14 protein-coding genes and 4 tRNA genes are annotated in these 17,687 nt (G+C 66.8%); 14 read left to right on the top strand and 4 right to left on the bottom strand.

Annotation, left to right across the window (positions count from 1 at the left end):
* Positions 1-30 precede the first annotated feature (30 nt).
* Genes AC5QAH_RS20635 through hemA form a run of 3 tightly spaced genes read right to left on the bottom strand, consistent with a single transcriptional unit; the run spans position 31 to position 4,086 of the window.
* On the bottom strand, positions 31-1,737 hold the full coding sequence (locus AC5QAH_RS20635) for an O-linked N-acetylglucosamine transferase, SPINDLY family protein (RefSeq protein WP_317613973.1): 1,707 nt from the start codon (positions 1,735-1,737) through the stop codon (positions 31-33).
* A gap of 5 nt (positions 1,738-1,742) precedes the next feature.
* Positions 1,743-2,825: a peptide chain release factor 1 gene (prfA, locus tag AC5QAH_RS20630; protein ID WP_010481754.1), complete on the bottom strand. Its 1,083-nt coding sequence runs from the start codon at positions 2,823-2,825 to the stop codon at positions 1,743-1,745.
* Positions 2,803-4,086, bottom strand: a complete 1,284-nt coding sequence (gene hemA / locus AC5QAH_RS20625; RefSeq protein ID WP_010481752.1) for a glutamyl-tRNA reductase — start codon at positions 4,084-4,086, stop codon at positions 2,803-2,805. The genes prfA and hemA overlap by 23 nt, the downstream gene beginning before the upstream one ends.
* Before the next feature lie 63 nt (positions 4,087-4,149).
* Here hemA and AC5QAH_RS20620 point away from each other — a divergent pair, with 63 nt between their 5' ends.
* From AC5QAH_RS20620 to ychF, 8 genes are all read left to right on the top strand, one after another.
* The gene (locus AC5QAH_RS20620; protein ID WP_495232546.1) at positions 4,150-5,835 is read left to right on the top strand and encodes a tetratricopeptide repeat protein; all 1,686 of its coding nucleotides are present in this window, start codon (positions 4,150-4,152) and stop codon (positions 5,833-5,835) included.
* Positions 5,832-6,491 (top strand): lipoprotein insertase outer membrane protein LolB, encoded by a 660-nt coding sequence (lolB, locus tag AC5QAH_RS20615; RefSeq protein ID WP_043403178.1) that lies wholly within the window; start codon positions 5,832-5,834, stop codon positions 6,489-6,491. Before AC5QAH_RS20620 ends, lolB begins: the two co-directional genes overlap by 4 nt.
* Positions 6,488-7,357, top strand: a complete 870-nt coding sequence (gene ispE / locus AC5QAH_RS20610; RefSeq protein WP_043403181.1) for a 4-(cytidine 5'-diphospho)-2-C-methyl-D-erythritol kinase — start codon at positions 6,488-6,490, stop codon at positions 7,355-7,357. The genes lolB and ispE overlap by 4 nt, the downstream gene beginning before the upstream one ends.
* Positions 7,358-7,368: 11 nt before the next feature.
* Positions 7,369-7,445, top strand: a tRNA-Gln gene (locus AC5QAH_RS20605).
* Between the two features lie 140 nt (positions 7,446-7,585).
* The gene (locus tag AC5QAH_RS20600) at positions 7,586-8,545 is read left to right on the top strand and encodes a ribose-phosphate diphosphokinase (RefSeq protein WP_005415400.1); all 960 of its coding nucleotides are present in this window, start codon (positions 7,586-7,588) and stop codon (positions 8,543-8,545) included.
* Between the two features lie 110 nt (positions 8,546-8,655).
* Positions 8,656-9,273, top strand: a complete 618-nt coding sequence (locus AC5QAH_RS20595; RefSeq protein WP_010481743.1) for a 50S ribosomal protein L25/general stress protein Ctc — start codon at positions 8,656-8,658, stop codon at positions 9,271-9,273.
* Between the two features lie 48 nt (positions 9,274-9,321).
* Entirely contained in the window at positions 9,322-9,900 is a 579-nt protein-coding gene (gene pth / locus AC5QAH_RS20590; protein WP_008268208.1) for an aminoacyl-tRNA hydrolase, read from the top strand.
* Between the two features lie 142 nt (positions 9,901-10,042).
* The gene (ychF, locus tag AC5QAH_RS20585) at positions 10,043-11,134 is read left to right on the top strand and encodes a redox-regulated ATPase YchF (RefSeq protein WP_043403185.1); all 1,092 of its coding nucleotides are present in this window, start codon (positions 10,043-10,045) and stop codon (positions 11,132-11,134) included.
* 541 nt (positions 11,135-11,675) lie between these two features.
* Here ychF and AC5QAH_RS20580 read toward each other — a convergent pair.
* The gene (locus AC5QAH_RS20580) at positions 11,676-14,414 is read right to left on the bottom strand and encodes a TonB-dependent receptor plug domain-containing protein (RefSeq protein WP_495232545.1); all 2,739 of its coding nucleotides are present in this window, start codon (positions 14,412-14,414) and stop codon (positions 11,676-11,678) included.
* A gap of 170 nt (positions 14,415-14,584) precedes the next feature.
* Between AC5QAH_RS20580 and AC5QAH_RS20575 the strand changes: the two genes are divergently transcribed.
* The 6 genes from AC5QAH_RS20575 to AC5QAH_RS20550 form a co-directional block, all read left to right on the top strand.
* Positions 14,585-15,604, top strand: a complete 1,020-nt coding sequence (locus tag AC5QAH_RS20575) for a Type 1 glutamine amidotransferase-like domain-containing protein (RefSeq protein WP_049453757.1) — start codon at positions 14,585-14,587, stop codon at positions 15,602-15,604.
* A 138-nt stretch (positions 15,605-15,742) separates the two neighbouring features.
* The gene (locus AC5QAH_RS20570; RefSeq protein WP_241885799.1) at positions 15,743-16,759 is read left to right on the top strand and encodes an isoaspartyl peptidase/L-asparaginase; all 1,017 of its coding nucleotides are present in this window, start codon (positions 15,743-15,745) and stop codon (positions 16,757-16,759) included.
* A 137-nt stretch (positions 16,760-16,896) separates the two neighbouring features.
* Positions 16,897-16,982 (top strand) — tRNA-Tyr (locus AC5QAH_RS20565).
* 24 nt (positions 16,983-17,006) lie between these two features.
* A tRNA-Gly gene (locus AC5QAH_RS20560) sits at positions 17,007-17,080 on the top strand.
* A gap of 49 nt (positions 17,081-17,129) precedes the next feature.
* Positions 17,130-17,205: transfer RNA gene (locus AC5QAH_RS20555), tRNA-Thr, on the top strand.
* Positions 17,206-17,246: 41 nt separating this feature from the next.
* Positions 17,247-17,687: GTP-binding protein (locus AC5QAH_RS20550; RefSeq protein WP_495232544.1), on the top strand; the 441-nt coding region annotated here is incomplete at its 3' end.

Below are 17,687 nucleotides of genomic sequence, written 5' to 3'. Positions count from 1 at the left end.
GAGGAATCCCGAGCGTAGCGCAGGGATCGCTCAGGCGATGTCGAGGCCCTGCCAGCCCTGTTCGCCCGCCAGATGCTGCAGCAGCGCCGAAAGGTCGTGGGCAAATCCGGCCATGTCGAACAGGCCGCTGTCTTCGCGTGCCTGTGCCAGTTCAGCGCGCAACGCCGCCAGTGCTGCCGGATTGTTGCCCAGCGCGCTGGCGGTGGCGATGAACCCGGCATCGTCGGCGACATTCATCCGTGCCAACCCCAGATGGTGGTTGAGGCTGCCGGCCACGCGCGCGGCGAAGGTGTCGCCGGGGCAGGTCAGCACCGGGCAGCCGGCCCACAGCGCATCGGAGGCGGTGGTGTGGGCGTTGTAAGGATGCGTGTCCAGGAACAGGTCGGCCAGCGGATACCGGGCCAGGTACTGCGGATGCGGCAGCTTGGCCATGAACACCAGGCGCGCCGGGTCCAGGCCTGCGGTCTGTGCGGCGGCACGCAGGCGCGCATCGGCCTGGCCGGGGCCGGACATCAGCCACAGCACGCTGCCGGGCACTGCCTGCAGAATGGCGAAGGCGCGGCCCATGCTGCGCGGGTTGAGCTTGTAGCTGTTGTTGAAGCAGCAGAACACCACGCCCTGTTCGGGCAGGCCGCAGTCGGCACGGCTCGGCGCAGGCTTCAGCACGCGCGTGTTGTCCGACGGCTGGAAGGCGCGCGGCAGGCGCAGCACGCGTTCGCTGTAGTGCGGCTCCAGTGCGGGTGGCAGGGCGAAGGCATCGCCGATCACCGCATCCATCCACGGCGCGCCCGAGGTGCCCGGATAAGCCAGCCAGTTCAACTGCAGCGGGGCAGGGCGCATCGCCAGCACTTCCGGCGTGCCGCCGCCGCCCCAGCCGCGCAGGTCGAACAACAGGTCGATGCCCTGTGCGCGGATGCGTGCGGCAGTGTCTGCATGGCGCAGGCCAGCCACATCATGCAGCTGTGTGGCCGTCTGCAGGCGCTGGCGGATGCGGCTGCCGTCGTCGCGGTTCAACGCGAACAGATGCAGCTGCAACGCCGGGTCATGACGCAGCTGCTCGAACAGGGCCACGGTCAGCAGCCCGGTGGGATGGGCGCCAAAACCATTGGAAAGGAAACCGACGCGCAGGGGGCCGTGCGCGCGCACCTTCACGGCAGGAAGGGGGCGTACCCCCGAAGCAACCACTGCGGCGCGTGCACGCGCGCAGGCCAGCTGTTCGGCCGCGCTGGCGTCTTCGCTGAGGAACGCGAACGGTTCGACCACGCCTTGCCCGGTGGCCAGGGCGCCACGCACCTGTGTGGCCAGCGCATCCACGTCCTGCCAGTCGCACAGGCGACGCTGCCAGGCCAGGCGCTGCGCGGCGATATAGGGTTCGTCCGGCATCAGCGCATGTGCACGGCGATAGGCCGCCGCCGCGCCTTCTGCATCATCGGCATCTTCCAGCGCATGGCCCAGCCACAACGCGATGCCGGGGTGCTGCGGGGCCAGCGCCGAGGCCTGGCCGAGCAGCTTCGCCGCGTCGGCATGCGCGCCGGCCATCCAGGCCACGCGACCCAACCGTGCCAGTGCTTCAGGGTGATTCGGGCGCAGCTGCAGGGCACGTCGCGCGGCCTGTTCGCCGGCAGCGATGTCGCCGGCTTCCAGTTCCACATCGGCCAGCATGACCCAGGCGACGAAGTCGCCGGGCTGGCGTGCAATCGCCTGTTGCAGGTGCTGTCGCTGCTGCCAGGCCGTCATCGTGCTCAGCCCGCCGACAGCTGGGCCAGGGCGTCGACCTGGTGCTCGTGGCTGAGCCGCTGCAGCAGCGGATCGAGGTCGCCGGCCAGTACGTTGGGCAGGTCGTACAGCGTCAGGCCTTCCACACGGTGGTCGGTGATCCGGCCCTGCGGGAAGTTGTAGGTGCGGATGCGCTGGCTGCGGTCGCCGCTGCCGACCTGCAGGCGCCGCGATTCGGCCTGCGCCGCGTCCTGGCGCTGGCGCTCGGCGTCCAGTAGTTGTGCTTTCAGGCGTTTCATCGCCTTGTCGCGGTTGGCGTGCTGGCTGCGCTCGGTCTGGCATTCCACCACCACGCCGGTCGGCACGTGGGTAATGCGGATGGCCGATTCGGTCTTGTTCACGTGCTGGCCGCCGGCACCGGACGAGCGGAACGTATCCACCTTCAGGTCGGCCGGGTTGATGACGATGTCATCGACCTCATCGGCCTCGGGAATGATCGCTACGGTGGCCGCCGAGGTGTGGATGCGGCCCTGAGATTCGGTGGCCGGCACGCGCTGCACGCGATGCGTACCCGATTCGAACTTCAGGCGCGAGAACGCGCCACGGCCGACCACGCGCGCCACCACTTCCTTGTAGCCACCGTGCTCGCCCGGACTGTCCGATTCGATCTCGACCTTCCAGCCCTGGCGCTCGGCATAGCGGGCATACATGCGGAACAGGTCGCCGGCGAAGATCGCTGCCTCGTCGCCGCCGGTACCCGCGCGCACTTCCAGGAACAGGTTGCCTTCGTCACGCGGGTCGCGCGGCACCAGCAGCAGCGCCAGCTCCTGCTCCAGTTCCTGCAGGCGCGCCTGCGCAGCAGCGATTTCCTCATCGGCCAGCTCGCGCAGGTCGGGGTCGGCGCGCATGCCTTCGGCGGCTGCCAGATCGGCCTTGGCACGGGCTTCATCAGCCAGGGCGATGGCGATCGGTTCAAGTTGGGCGAATTCGCGCGAAAGGTCGCGGAAACGAGTGTTGTCGGCGACCACATCGGGTTCGGCGAGCAGGCGTTCCAGTTCTTCGCGGCGCTCGGCCAGCGCTTCCAGCTTACGGCGCAGGGTCGGCGTCATCGGGTCTCACGGGTGGGTGGCGGTAACCCGGCGTGGCCGGGAACAGGCGCTCGGCGGCGCGGGTCAGGTCGGCATCGCCACTCAGCGCGGCCGCACGCAGGGCGGCGGTCGGCGGATGCAGCAGGCGGTTGGTCAGGCCGTGGGCAAGCAGTTCCAGCACTTCATCGGCCGGCTTGCCGTTGGCCAGTTGCTGGCGTGCGCGTTCCAGCAGCTCGGCACGGGTGGCTTCGCCGAACGCGCGCAGCTGCCGCAGCGGCGCCTGGTGGGCGCTGGCCTGCTGGGTCTCGACGAAGCGCGACACCTGCAGGTCGATGATCGCCTCGGCTTCGGCGGCGGCCTCGCGGCGGCCACGGCGGTTGTCTTCCACCGCGCGCTCGAGATCGTCCACGGTGTAGAGGAAGGCGTCGTTGAGCGTGCCGACCTCTGCCTCGATGTCGCGCGGTACGGCCAGGTCGAACAGCAGCATCGGCTTGTGCCGGCGTGCGCGCAGGGCCTTGGCCACCATCTCGCGATGGATCACCGGTTCGCGCGCAGCGGTGGCCGAGAACACCACGTCGGCCTCACCCAGGTGGCGGTCCAGTTCGGTCAGCGGCAGGGCCACGCCGCCATGGCGGCTGGCCAGTTCCTGCGCGTGGGCCAGGGTGCGGTTGGCGATCAGCAGCCGGCGTACCTTGCCTTCGCTCAGGTGCCGTGCAGCCAGTTCGATGGTCTCGCCGGCACCGACCAGCAGCACGGTGGAATCGTCCAGCCTGGCGAACGCGTTCTGCGCCAGGCGCACCGCAGCCGACGCCACCGATACCGGGTTGGCGCCGACCTGGGTATCGGTGCGCGCACGCTTGGCCACCGAGAAGGTCTGCTGGAACAGGCGGTCCAGGCGCTGGCCGAGCAGGCCGTGGTCGCGCGCGGTCGACCAGGCATCCTTCACCTGGCCGAGGATCTGCGGCTCACCCAGCACCATCGAGTCCAGGCCGGTGGCGACCCGGAACAGGTGGCGCACGGCCTCGGCATCGGCGTGCTGGTACAGGTAGCCCTGCAGGTCGCCGGCCTGGGTGTGCAGCCACTGGTCCAGCGCCTGTGCCGAATCGGCCACGGCATACAGCTCGGTGCGGTTGCAGGTGGACAGCAGCACCGCCTCGGCGATCTGCGGAGTATCGCGCAGCGAACCGAGCGCGCGCGGCAACGCCTCACCGGCGAAGGCCGCGCGCTCGCGCAGCTCCACCGGTGCGGTCTGGTGATTCAGTCCGAGCACCCACAGGGTCATTGTTCAGTTGCTTGCGATAAGCTGCTGGCCATTGGACGACATTTTAAGGCCCCGATGCCGACGATGCCCGCATTGATTCGCATCCCCAGTGTTCTGCTGCTGTCCCTGGCCTGCAGCCAGGCCCTGGCGGCGGTGCCGGCCAAGGCCCCTGCAAGGGCCCCGGCCACTGAGGAACTGGCGCTGGAACCGGTGATGGCCGGTGAGTTCGCCCTGCAGGCCGGCAAGCTGGCCGAGGCCGCGCGCTGGTACCTGCAGGCGGCCCAGCAGACCGACGGCGACGCCGGCCTGGCCGAGCGTGCGACCCGCATTTCCATGCTCGCCAACGATGATGCCAGCGCGGCCAAGGGCCTGGCCCTGTGGCAACAGCGGGCCCCGCGCTCATTGACCATGCGCAGTGCGGCCGGTGCGCTGGCCATGCGCCAGGGCGATGTGAAGGCTGCCCGCACCGAACTGCAGGGCCTGCTGGCCGACTCCGACGAGCGCGGTTGGAAGTTTGCCCTGGCCGCCCTGATCGGTGGGGGGCGCGATCCGGCGGTGCCCGCGCAGGTGCTGGGTGAGCTGGTCGACGCCAACGCCATTCCACCGAAGATCGAAGCCTGGCAGGAGTTCGGCCGCCTCGCCCTGCGCATGGACAAGCCCGAACTGGCGCGGCGCATGATCGATGAAGTGGTCAAGCGCTTCCCTGAAGAACCGCGTGTGGCGTTGCTGCGTGCCAGCCAGCTGCAGCAGGCCGGGGAGACCGGCAAGGCGCTGTCGCTGCTGCACGATGTGGAGCCTAAGACCCGCCAGGACCCGGAACTGCGCAATGCGGTGGCCATTGCCTACGACAGCCTCGGCCAGCCGTCCGCGGCCGAGCGCGTGCTGGCCTTCGGCCCGCAGGACGTGCAGACCTGGGGCATGCGCGCTTCGCTGCTGGCCAAGCAGGGCGACAAGGCGGCGCTGTCCAACCTCTACAACGAACTGTCGCGGCAGGCGGCCAAGCCGGACCCGGCGCAGCGCCTGCTGCTGGGCAAGATCGCCGAGTACCTGAAGCGTTATCCCGAGGCGGTGCAGTGGTATCACAGCGTGCCCGGCGGCGATGAGCTGAGCGAAGCGCGCCTGCGTGCGGCCAACGCCCAGGCCCTGGCCGGGCGCCTGCCGCTGGCGCTGGATGAAGTGCACGCGATCCAGTCCGATGCGGTGGTCGACGACGATGTCCGCCGCGACGCCTACCTGCTGGAAGCGGAACTGCGCCAGCGCGCCGACGACAGTGCCGGTGAACTGGATGCGCTGGCCCGCGGCCTGGCCGCTTATCCGGATGACAACGGCCTGCTGTACGCCCGTGCGCTCACCTGGGAACGCCGCGACGACATCCCGCGCGCCGAGGCCGATCTGCGCAAGATCCTGGTGACCGATCCGGAGAACGTGCCGGCTTTGAACGCGCTGGGTTACACCCTGGCCGATCGCACCGGCCGCCTGCAGGAAGCACTGGAGCTGATCGACCGCGCCCGCGTGGCTGAGCCGGACAACGCCGCCATCGTCGACAGCTATGGCTGGGTGCTGTATCGCCTGGGCCGCAAGGAAGAGGCGCTGGTGCAGCTGCGTCGTGCCTGGACCCTGGCCAAGGACCCGGAGATCGCCGCCCATGTCGGCGAAGTGCTGTGGGTGCTGGGCAAGCATGACGAGGCCCGCCACTTCTTTGAAGAAGCGGCCAAGCTCGATCCTGAAAACCGCGCGCTGCTGCGCGCCCGCGAGAAATTCAATCCATGAGTGTTTCCCTGATCCGGCCGCTGCTGTTGGCGGCCGTGACCCTGGCGGTGACCGCCTGTACCAGCGTGGGCACGCAGAAGACCCCGGCGCCGGCGGTGGTCGAGGTTGTTTCGGCCGAAGCGGCGCAGGCGGAGGCGGCGCGCGTGGCCGCGCTGCAGGCACAGTCGGACTGGGCCTTCCAGGGCCGGGTCGCGGTCAGCAAGGGCAAGGATGGCGGCAGCGGTCGCATCGACTGGAAGCAGGAAGGGCGCCGCTATGTGGTCGAGCTGAGCGCGCCGGTGACCCGGCAGAGCTGGAAGCTGACCGGCGATACCCATTCCGAAGCCGGTCGCCTTGAGGGACTGGCCGGCGGGCCGCGTGACGGCGAGGACGCCCAGCAGCTGCTGCTGGAGGCGACCGGCTGGGACATCCCGGTCAACCAGCTGCCGCAGTGGATCCGTGGCCTGGTGGCCGGCGATGCTGCCGGTCCGGAGAAGGTCGAGCGCGACGGTGAAGGCCGGCCGCGTCGCATGCAGCAGATGGGCTGGCAGGTGCAGTACCTGGACTGGTACCCGGCCGAGGCCGGGCGTCCGGCGCTGCCGCGCCGGATCGAGGCCAGCAATGGCGACGCCAAGGTGCGCCTGCTGGTGGACCAGTGGGGGCAGGGCGCCCCATGAGTGCCGGGCACGATGACGCGGGCTGGTCCTGGTGGCCGGCCCCGGCCAAGCTGAACCTGTTCCTGCACATCACCGGCCGCCGCGCCGACGGCTACCACGAGCTGCAGACCGTGTTCCGCCTGCTGGACTGGGGCGACCGCATTGGCCTGCGCCTGCGTGAAGATGGCCAGGTGCGCCGGCAGGGCGACGGCCTGGCCGGCGTGGCCGAGGCGGATGACCTGGCGGTACGCGCCGCGCGGCTTCTGAAAGACGCGGTCAATAGCGCGCAAGGCGCCGACATCATCGTCGAAAAGCACGTTTCTGCCGGCGGTGGCTTTGGCGGCGGTTCCTCCGATGCCGCCACCGTGCTGGTGGTGCTGAACCGGCTCTGGCGGGCAGGTCTGGACGAGGATGCGCTGGCCGCGCTGGGCCTGCGCCTGGGCGCGGACGTGCCGGTGTTCGTGCGCGGCCGCAATGCCTGGGCCGAAGGCGTGGGCGAGCGCCTGCAGCCGATCACCCTGGCCCCGGCCTGGTACGTGGTGGTCGAACCGGGCGTTCATGTTCCCACCCCGGCCCTGTTCGCAGACCCGGATTTGACGCGCGACAGCCCAGTGGCGAAAATAGAGGACTTCGCTTCCGGGACCCTGGTCGGGAACGTGTTCGAACCGGTGCTGCGCCGCCGTGAGCCTGCCGTCGAGGCAGCGTTCGCCGCGTTGAGCGACATCGGCACGGCGCGGCTGACCGGTTCGGGAAGTGGTTGTTTCGTCGAGTTCGCATCGCAGTCTGCCGCAGAGCAGGGACGGTCGAAGTTGCCGAAGGAGTTGCGGGCAAGGGTGGCAGCGGGCGTTGCGCGTTCGCCACTGCTGGATGCACTCGAGCAACACTGATTTATCACTGCAGGGGCGTCGCCAAGAGGCCCAAGGCACCAGGTTTTGATCCTGGCATTCGTAGGTTCGAATCCTACCGCCCCTGCCAATAGCGGCTGTGTCCGCGCCTTCCAGCGCATCGCCCGCGCGGGACGTGGAAACAACCGCGGTGTTGTCAGCAGCAAGGGTCCATCAGGGTCCTTGCCGACTCCGGATCCCCGCCACTCGTCCCCGCCCGAGACAATCATGATGCAAGAGTCCCCGAACCTGCTGGTCTTTTCCGGCAACGCCAACAAACGTCTGGCGCAGAATATCTGCAAGGAACTGGGGGTTCGCCCGGGCAAGGCGCTGGTCTCGCACTTCTCTGATGGCGAAGTGCAGGTGGAGATCGAGGAGAACGTCCGCAAGCAGGACGTGTTCGTGATCCAGCCGACCTGCGCGCCGAGCGCGGAAAACCTGATGGAACTGCTGGTGCTGATCGACGCGCTCAAGCGCGCATCGGTGGCCAGCGTGACCGCCGTGGTGCCGTACTTCGGCTACTCGCGCCAGGATCGCCGCATGCGTTCCTCGCGCGTGCCGATCACCGCCAAGCTGGCGGCGAAGATGTTCAGCACCGCTGGCGCTGATCGCGTGCTGACCGTCGACCTGCACGCCGACCAGATCCAGGGCTTCTTCGATATTCCGGTGGACAACGTGTATGCGTCCCCGCTGCTGCTGGCCGACATCTGGCGCGCCTACGGCACCGAGAACCTGATCGTTGTGTCGCCGGACGTGGGCGGCGTGGTCCGCGCCCGTGCGGTGGCCAAGCGCCTGGATGACGCCGACCTGGCGATCATCGACAAGCGCCGCCCGCGCGCCAACGTCTCCACCGTGATGAACATCATCGGTGACGTCGAAGGCAAGACCTGCGTGATGGTCGATGACATCGTCGATACCGCCGGCACCCTGTGCGCCGCTGCCGCTGCCCTGAAGGCGCGCGGTGCGCTCAAGGTCGCTGCCTACTGCACCCACGCGGTGCTGTCGGGCCCGGCAGTGGACAACATCACCAATTCCCAGCTCGACGAGCTGGTGGTGACCGACACCATCCCGCTGAAGGACGCCGCGCGGGTGTGCAGCAAGATCCGCCAGCTGAGCGTGGCGGAAATGCTGGCCGAAACGATGCGCCGCATCGCCTTCGGTGAGTCGGTCAGCTCGCTGTACGTCGACTGAGTTTTTCGTCCCTGCCGGCAACGGCAGGGACATACCCCGGGTGCTTCTGGTCGCGGAAGCATCTTCAACCGCCACGCCGCAGGGCGCGGCAACAACCTGAGTAGTCGAAAATGTCGAAGACCCATGAAATCAAGGTCACCAAGCGTGAACTGCAGCGTAAGGGTGCGAGCCGCCGCCTGCGTCACGCCGGTGTGATCCCGGCCATCGTGTACGGCGGCAACGCCGAGCCGGTCGCCATCAGCCTGGACCACAACGAAATCTGGCTGGCCCAGCAGAACGAGTGGTTCTATGCCTCGATCCTGGACCTGAACCTGGACGGCCAGGTGCAGAAGGTCCTGCTGCGTGACATGCAGCGCCACCCGTACAAGCAGCTGATCATGCACCTGGACTTCCAGCGCGTGAACGAGAACGAAGCCCTGACCGCTTCGGTCCCGCTGCACTTCGTCAACGAAGACACCTCGCCGGCCGGCAAGGCTGCCGACGTCGTGGTCACCCACGAACTGAAGGAAGTGACCATCACCTGCCTGCCGAAGGACCTGCCGGAGTCGATCGAAGTCGACCTGGGCGAGCTGAAGGCCGGTGACGTGGTGTACCTGTCCAACATCAAGCTGCCGAAGGGCGTGGAAATCCCGGCCCTGGCGCTGGGCAAGGACCACGACGACGCCATCGTCACCGCCAAGGCCGGCAAGGCCGACGAGGCTGACGAAGAAGCGGCTGCCGCCGAGTAATACCGTTACGGTGCCTGCCTCCGGGCAGGCACCGTACTGGAAGGAACCATGGCAGGACTGCGACTGATCGTCGGTCTGGGCAACCCCGGATCGGAACACGCCCGGACCCGGCACAATGCCGGGTTTCATTTCGTTGAGGCCCTGGCGGAAAAAGCCGGTGCGCGATGGAATGTGGACAGCAAGCTGTTCGGCGAGACCGCCAAGGTCGAGATCGCCGGGCAGACGGTGTGGCTGCTCAAGCCCGCCACCTTCATGAACCTCAGTGGCAAGTCGGTCACCGCCGCGCAGCGGTTCTGGAAGATCGAGCCGGAAGAGACCCTGCTGGCCCATGACGAACTGGACTTGGCGCCCGGTGTGGCGCGGCTGAAGTTCGACGGTGGCCACGGTGGCCAGAACGGCCTGCGTGACACCATCCGCCTGCTCGGTCACGGCAAGTTCCATCGCCTGCGCGTGGGCATCGGCCATCCCGGCCACAAGGACCGCGTGGTGGGTTGGGTGCTCGGCCGCCCGTCCAAGGACGACGACGTGCTGATCGCGCGCGCCATCGACGATGCGATCGACGTCATGCCGCTGGCGGTACAGGGCGATTTCAGCGAAGCGATGAAGCGCCTGCACACTCCGAAGTAACCCGCTTTGGGTAGGTGCCAACCTTCCCGATTCCGGTGCGTGCCAACCTTGGTTGGCACACAATGATCGACACCGAGATGGATTGGCCAAGCAGCGCGCGCGCTGTTTCACCAATCACTTTCACCCCAGAGAGCTGTCACCCATGGGTATCAAATGCGGCATCGTCGGCCTGCCCAACGTCGGCAAGTCGACCCTGTTCAATGCGCTGACCAAGGCGGGTATCGCCGCGGCGAACTTCCCGTTCTGCACCATCGAGCCGAACGTCGGCATCGTGCCGGTGCCGGATCCGCGCCTGAACGAGCTGGCAGCGATCATCAACCCGCAGAAGGTCATCCCGACCGCGGTCGAGTTCGTCGACATCGCCGGCCTGGTGGCCGGTGCCGCCAGCGGTGAGGGCCTGGGCAACAAGTTCCTGGCGCACATCCGCGAAGTCGATGCGATCACCCACGTGGTGCGCTGCTTCGAGCACGGCGACATCGTGCACGTGGCCGGCAAGGTCGATCCGATCTCGGACATCGAAACCATCGACACCGAGCTGGCGCTGGCCGACCTGGACAGTGTCGAGAAGGCGCTGAACCGTGCCGAGCGTGCGGCCAAGGGCGGCGACAAGGACGCAGCGGCGCGCAAGCCGGTGCTGGCCAAGCTGCAGGCGGCGCTGTCGGATGGCAAGGCTGGCCGTTCGGTGGGCCTGGACGACGAAGAGAAGGCGCTGGTCCGTGACCTGTTCCTGCTGACCCTGAAGCCGGTGATGTACATCGCCAACGTGCTGGAAGACGGTTTCGAGAACAACCCGCACCTGGAAGCCGTGCGCGCGCATGCCGCCGCCGAAGGCGCGCAGGTGGTGCCGGTGTCGGCCGCGATCGAAGAAGAGCTGTCCCAGCTCGACGACGAAGACCGCGATACCTTCCTGGCGGACCTGGGCCTGAGCGAGCCGGGCCTGAACCGCGTGATCAACGCGGCCTACAGCCTGCTGGGCCTGCAGACCTACTTCACCGCAGGCGTGAAGGAAGTCCGCGCGTGGACCGTGCGCAAGGGCGCCACCGCTCCGCAGGCTGCCGCGGTCATCCACACCGACTTCGAGAAGGGCTTCATCCGCGCCGAAACCATCGCGTATGACGACTTCATCAAGTACAAGGGCGAAGCCGGTGCCAAGGAAGCCGGTCGCCTGCGCCTGGAAGGCAAGGAGTACCGCGTGCAGGAGGGCGACATCCTGCACTTCCGCTTCAACGTCTGATCCCATCGCACGTTGATGCTACGCAAACGCCCCGCCCCGAGCGGGGCGTCTGCGTTTCCGGGGTGGATAAAAAAACGCCACGCTGCGAAACGCTTGCGGCGTGACGTTCGCCGGCACTTGTCCACAGCAAACTCCCATCGCTTTCCACGCCTGGTGTGGAAAACCATGCGACGTCCTGTAGATCCGAGCCCTTGCTCGGCTGATGCCAGCCGGAGCCGAGCATGGGCTCGGCTCTACAGGTGCTTGCCCGCGCGACGTGGATAAAGTTTCACCATGCCTCGAAACCCCTGCGCTGCAAAGCTCGTGCCCACTTGTCCACACCTAGTTCCCACTGCTTTCCACGTCCGGTGTGGAAAACAATCGGGGACGTGGACAAAAAAACACCATGCGTGGAAACACCTGCGGTGCAATGTTCCCACCCACTTGTCCACACCTAGTTCCCATCGCTTTCCACGTGGGGTGTGGAAAACCCGAGCCAGCGCCGCAAACAACAAGGCCCGCCAATGGCGGGCCCCGTCGTCCACGTCCTGCGTAACCGCGCTTACAATGCGCTGCCACCGAACTTGTGGGTGTACTGCAGGTTGATGGTGCGGCCGACGCTGTCGAACCAGGACACGTCGTAATACGGATACGCGGTGTAGGTGGCGTCCTTCGGCGGCATCTTGTTGAAGACGTTCACCACCGACAGCGACAGGCGCGCGTGGTCGTCGAAGCGGTACTGCAGCGACGCGTTGTAGCGGTAGGTCGCCTTGATGTACGGGCTGTCACCGCTGTCCCACTTGAATACCTGGTCGTAGCTGTCCGAGGTCGGCAGCTTGCCCAGGCGCGAACCATAGACCGTGGCCGACCACGCCTCCTTCTCCCAGGTCACGCTCACGCTGGTCTTGGTACGCGGGATGTCGAAGTTGCTGTTGACCGCGAACTGGTCCTGGATCGGATCACCGGGGTAGCGCTGGAAATCGTGCTTCTTCACCCAGGTGTGGGTGCCGTTGAGGATGAAATCACCAATGCCGGTCTGCAGGCGGTAGCGCAGTCCGACGTCGATGCCGGAGGTCGACTCGCGGGCGACGTTGATCGGGGCGACGCGCACGCCGTACAGGCGGCCATCACTGGTGCGGGTGATGCGGTCGAGCGCGTCCACGCAGGTCGGCGAGTTGATGTCGGCAGTACCCAGGCGGCAGTTCGCTTCACTGGCCAGTATCGTGCGCACGTCCATGTCCTGCACCTGCTTGCGCATGTCGATGTCGAACCAGTCCACCGACAGGTCCAGGCCGATCGCCGGCGACCAGACGAAGCCGGCGCTCCACGAGGTGCTGGTTTCCGGGTCGAGCTGACGGTTGCCGGTGCGGCTGCGGATCAGGTTGTGCTCGTAGTCGGAACAGTCGGCGGCATCGTCGGCGCGGCAGCTGTACAGGTCCACGGCGCTGGTCTCGTCGTTGCCCGGGCCGGCGAACACGTAGTGCAGATCCGGCGCGCGGAACGCGGTGCCATACGAACCACGTACCAGCAGGGTGTCGATCGGGCGCCATTCCAGGCCGCCGCTCCAGGTCGCCTTGCCGATGGTGTGGCCGGAATAGCGGTACTGGTCGTAGCGGCCGGCCACGCTCAGGTTGACCGTCTCGTGCAGCGGCATGCGCAGCTCGGCCGCCGTGGCCCAGCGGTTGCGCGAACCGTTGCCGTCCGAATCCTTCCAGCTGTAGTAGTAGTACTGGGTCGCCAGCGGATCGGGATTCAGCGAGTACGCCTGCTGGCCCACTTCCACGGTCGCGGCGAAGCCGGCGTCACCGCCCGGCAGGCCGAACAGCGCGGAATTGGTCAGCGTGAACGCGGCCGTCTCGGTCCGCGACTTCGGGGTGTAAGTGGTACGCGCCGCGATCGAGTCGTACTCGGCGCGGGTCAGTGGCCGGTACAGGCGTGACGGATCGGCGTTGTAGATCGGGAAACCGTCGTCGTCCACGCCCAGCTGCGGGCCCAGGAACAGGTCATTGGCCTTGGCGGCGATGATCTGTGCCCAGCTGATCCGCGACTGGTACTGCGAATGGCTCAATGCTGCCTCGTAGTCCCAGTTGCCGGCCAGATTGCCCTTGAAGCCGGTAGTCACGCTGAAGGTCTTCTGCGTGCTGCGCACCATCGCATTGCGCAGGCCACCCATTTCCTCGGGGGAGAACTGGCGCTGCCAGAACTCGATCTCGCCGGTGGCCTGGTTGTTGAAATAGCCCGACTCATCGCCATTGGCGTCCATGCGGCCCCACTTGGTGACGTCGCGCATCAGCGACATCGTGTGGTAGCCCAGCTGCACATCGGCAAACCACTGCTGGCCGTTGTCGAAGTCGTAGCTCAGCGAGGCGTAGCCATTGGCGCCGCGGCGCTTGCTGAGGATGGTGCCGTAGCCGATTGAGCTGTCGCTGCCGCAGTAGTAGCCGTAGCGCGGGCGGTACGCGTGGTAGGTACTGCCCTGGTTCTGCCCGGCCAGCGCTTCGCAGGTGGCCGCACCCGGGTCCAGGTAGTCATCGTTGTAGTCGGTGCGCAGATAGGCACGGCGCGCGATGCGCGAGCCCTCGGTGGGGCCGTCCTGGGTCGAATCCTGGATGTCGCGCTCGTACGCCCACAGCGGGCTCTGCGACTGCAGCTCAACGCTGTACACCGCGTTGAAATTGCCGCGGCTGAAACCGCTGGCCAGGCTCATGTCGAACGAGTCGCCACCGCCTTCGCTGGTGGTGCCCATGCGCATGTCGATCGTGGTGCCGTCGGCCTTCTTCTTCAGGATGAAGTTGACCACGCCGGCGATCGCGTCCGAGCCGTAGATGGCCGAGGCGCTGCCGGTCAGCACTTCGATGCGCTCGATCATCCCCAACGGGATGTTGGAGACATCGGTGAAGTTGCTGCGGCCCTTGAACGGCATCGGGAAGTCGGCGATGCGGCGGCCATTGACCAGCACCAGCGTGTGGTTCGGGCCCAGGCCGCGCAGGTCCACCTGCTGGGCGCCCGGCGAGAAGTCGGCGCCGCTGGAAGACTGCTGGCTCTGCGTCTCACCGCCGTTCTGGGTCATCGCGCGCAGCACGTCCGGCACGGTCGTAAAGCCGCTGAAGCGGATCTGCTCGGCGCTGATCACCGTGATCGGGGCGGGGCCTTCCACCTGGGCGCGCGGAATGCGCGAACCGGTGACCTGCACCGCATCCAGTTGTTGAACCGAAGAGGAGGCCGGAGCCTGGGCCGCCGCGGAAGCAGCCACGCCCATCAACGCCAGCTGGATCGACCACGCCATCGCCTTTCTACGCATGAGGAATTCTCGGAAATGAAGCCGGCCCGCAGAGGAGGGGCCCTGTCCCCCATTCAGATTTCCGGAATGGGCGCGCGCATTTAACGCCTTTTTCATGCCCTTGACTACTGGGTCCCTATCTGGCAAAGAGTGAAAACGCTTGCAAGTCGATTTTGTTCAGGGAGATCAAGATGCGACGCCTCCATCGGACCCTGCGTGCCCCCTTCGCCTGGCTGGCGCTGCTGGTGTTGGCCGTGCCGTTGGCCGCCCTTGCGCAGGACCTGCAGGGCCCGGGTTTCGCCTACTACGAAGCCGGGGATCTCGACGCACCCCGGCCCGGTCCGCGCGCGCCGGCCATGATGCTGATGGGCGGTGGCGAATGGGTGCCGGAAGCCTTCCATTGGTGGCTGAAGCAGGCTGGCAATGGCCGCGTGCTGATCCTGCGCGCTTCTGGCAGTGACGAACTGCAGGACCGCCTGTATCGCGAGATCGGCGGGGCCACCGCAGTGCAGACGCTGGTGTTCGACAATCGCCGTGGTGCCGATGATCCCGCGGTGCTGCGCGTGGTGGCTGCAGCCGATGCCATCTTCATCGCCGGCGGCGACCAGTCCCGCTACATCCGCTTCTGGAAGGGCACCGCGCTCAACCGCGCGCTCAACGCCCATGTGCGCGCCGGCAAGCCGATTGCCGGTACCAGCGCTGGGCTCGCCATCCTCGGTGGCTATGCCTACGGCGCGATGGACGGCGGCAGCATCACCTCCGCCGGTGCGCTGGCCGACCCGATGGGCAGTGCGGTGACCATGGACAGTGGCTTCCTGCAGATGCCCTACCTGCAGCGCGTGGTCACCGACACCCACTTCGACAAGCGCGATCGGCTCGGCCGCCTGATCGTGTTCGTGGCGCGCGCTGCCCAGGACAGTGGCAACCCCGACATCGTCGGCATCGGCGTCGACGAAGACACTGCCCTGTGCGTGGAGCCCGATGGCCAGGCACAGGTCTACAGTGCTGACGGCGAGGGCAAGGTCTGGGTGGTCAGCCCCGGCCGCGATGCCGACCGCCTGGTCGAAGGTGAGCCGCTGCGCTTCCACGCGGTGCCGGTAACGGTGGTCGCCAGCGGCGGCCGCATGCGCCTGGATGACTTCCAGGCCGAGGCCGACTACCAGGCCGTGGCCGACGTCAGCGACGGCGAGATCGAAGTCATCCGCCAGTGACCCGGCGATCCTGTGGCCACGCATGGGATGCTGTAGAGCCGAGCCCGCGCTCGGCTGCCTTTCAACCGAGGCATCAGCCGAGCATGGGCTCGGCTCTACGATGATGCCTCCCTTGCCCACCTGCTGGAGACGTACCCGATGAAACTGCGCCTGGCGCTGTCCGCGCTGCTGTCCCTGCCGTTGCTCGCCCAGGCCGCACCGGCCGCTTCACCGCTGCTGGTCATCCACGGCGGCGCCGGCGTCGAGCGCAAGGACCTGTCGCCGGCCGAGGAGAAGGCCGCACGTGACGCGCTGCGGGCGGCCCTGTTGAAGGGGCATGCGGAGCTGGCAGCGGGTCGCCCCGCGCTGGCCGCTGTCACCGCCGCGATCACCGTGCTGGAGGACGATCCCACCTTCAACGCCGGCAAGGGCGCGGTGTTCACCCACGACGGCCACAACGAGCTGGATGCGGCCGTCATGGACGGCGCGAGCCAGGCGGCGGGCGCGGTGGCGGGCGTGCAGCGGGTGCGCAACCCGATCCTGCTGGCGCAGACCGTGATACAGAAGTCCAGGCATGTGATGATGGTCGGGCAGGGCGCCGAAGCCTTCGCGGTCGAGCAGGGCATTTCTCTGGTCGATCCCTCCTATTTCCGTACGGAAAAGCGCTGGCAGCAGCTGCAGCGTGCACTGAAGGAAGAGGCCGGCGGCCAGGCGCATGCCGATCTGGAGACCGCAAAGCACTTCGGGACCGTCGGTGCAGTCGCATTGGATGCACAGGGGCACCTGGCCGCTGGTACTTCCACTGGCGGCATGACCAACAAGCGCTATGGGCGCGTGGGTGATTCGCCGATCATCGGCGCCGGTACCTGGGCTGACGCGCGATGTGCGGTGTCTGGCACCGGCTGGGGCGAGTACTACATCCGTACTGCCGCCGCGCACGAGATCTGCGCGCGCATGCGCTACCAGGGGCAGAGCCCGGAGCAGGCCGGCAAGGGCGTGATCAACGAGACGATTCCGCAGATGGGCGGCGATGGCGGTGCGATCGTGCTCGGCGCAGATGGAAAAATGGCCACGCCGTTCAACACCCAGGGCATGTATCGGGGCTGGATTGGCGGCGACGGTGTCCCTCATGTCGCAATTTTCGCCAGCGAGACCCTGCCGGTCCCCGGGCAATAACCTTGCGTATCAATGGGTTTGCGACAGCGTGTGAAAAAAGTGGAAAAAAGCGTTGACAGCCCCCCGTCCCATCAGCAGAATAAGCGGCTCACCACCACACACCGCAACGCTTCGGCGGCAACGGAATGGGGTGGTAAGGAGGGATACCCAAGCGGCCAACGGGGGCAGACTGTAAATCTGCTGGCTTACGCCTTCGGTGGTTCGAATCCACCTCCCTCCACCAGTTTCACGTTGTGACATTCCCGGCGCGGGAGTAGTTCAATGGTAGAACCTCAGCCTTCCAAGCTGATGGTGCGGGTTCGATTCCCGTCTCCCGCTCCATTGAATGAACTTTGAATATTATCGAGTTCATGTCATAATGCAAAACTCGGCTCACGTAGCTCAGTCGGTAGAGCACTTCCTTGGTAAGGAAGAGGTCGAAGGTTCGATTCCTTTCGTGAGCACCATCTTAAGCATCACCTCTCAGACGAATTCGAGATAAGCAGCCATGGCCAAGGGTAAGTTCGAGCGCACCAAGCCGCACGTCAATGTCGGCACCATCGGTCACGTCGACCACGGCAAGACCACGCTGACCGCCGCACTGACCAAGATCGGTGCCGAGCGCTTCGGTGGCGAGTTCAAGGACTACTCCTCGATCGACGCCGCGCCGGAAGAAAAGGCTCGTGGTATCACGATCTCGACCGCGCACGTCGAATACGAATCCCCGATCCGTCACTATGCCCACGTTGACTGCCCGGGCCACGCTGACTACGTCAAGAACATGATCACCGGTGCCGCCCAGATGGATGGCGCGATCCTGGTGTGCTCGGCCGCTGACGGCCCGATGCCGCAGACCCGCGAGCACATCCTGCTGTCGCGTCAGGTCGGCGTGCCGTACATCGTCGTGTTCCTGAACAAGGCCGACATGGTTGACGACGCCGAGCTGCTC

It is taken from the genome of Stenotrophomonas sp. YJH_SMC_43 (assembly GCF_059372535.1).
The sequence above is the reverse complement of the archived record's forward strand: the minus strand, read 5'-3'. Positions and strand labels throughout refer to the sequence as shown.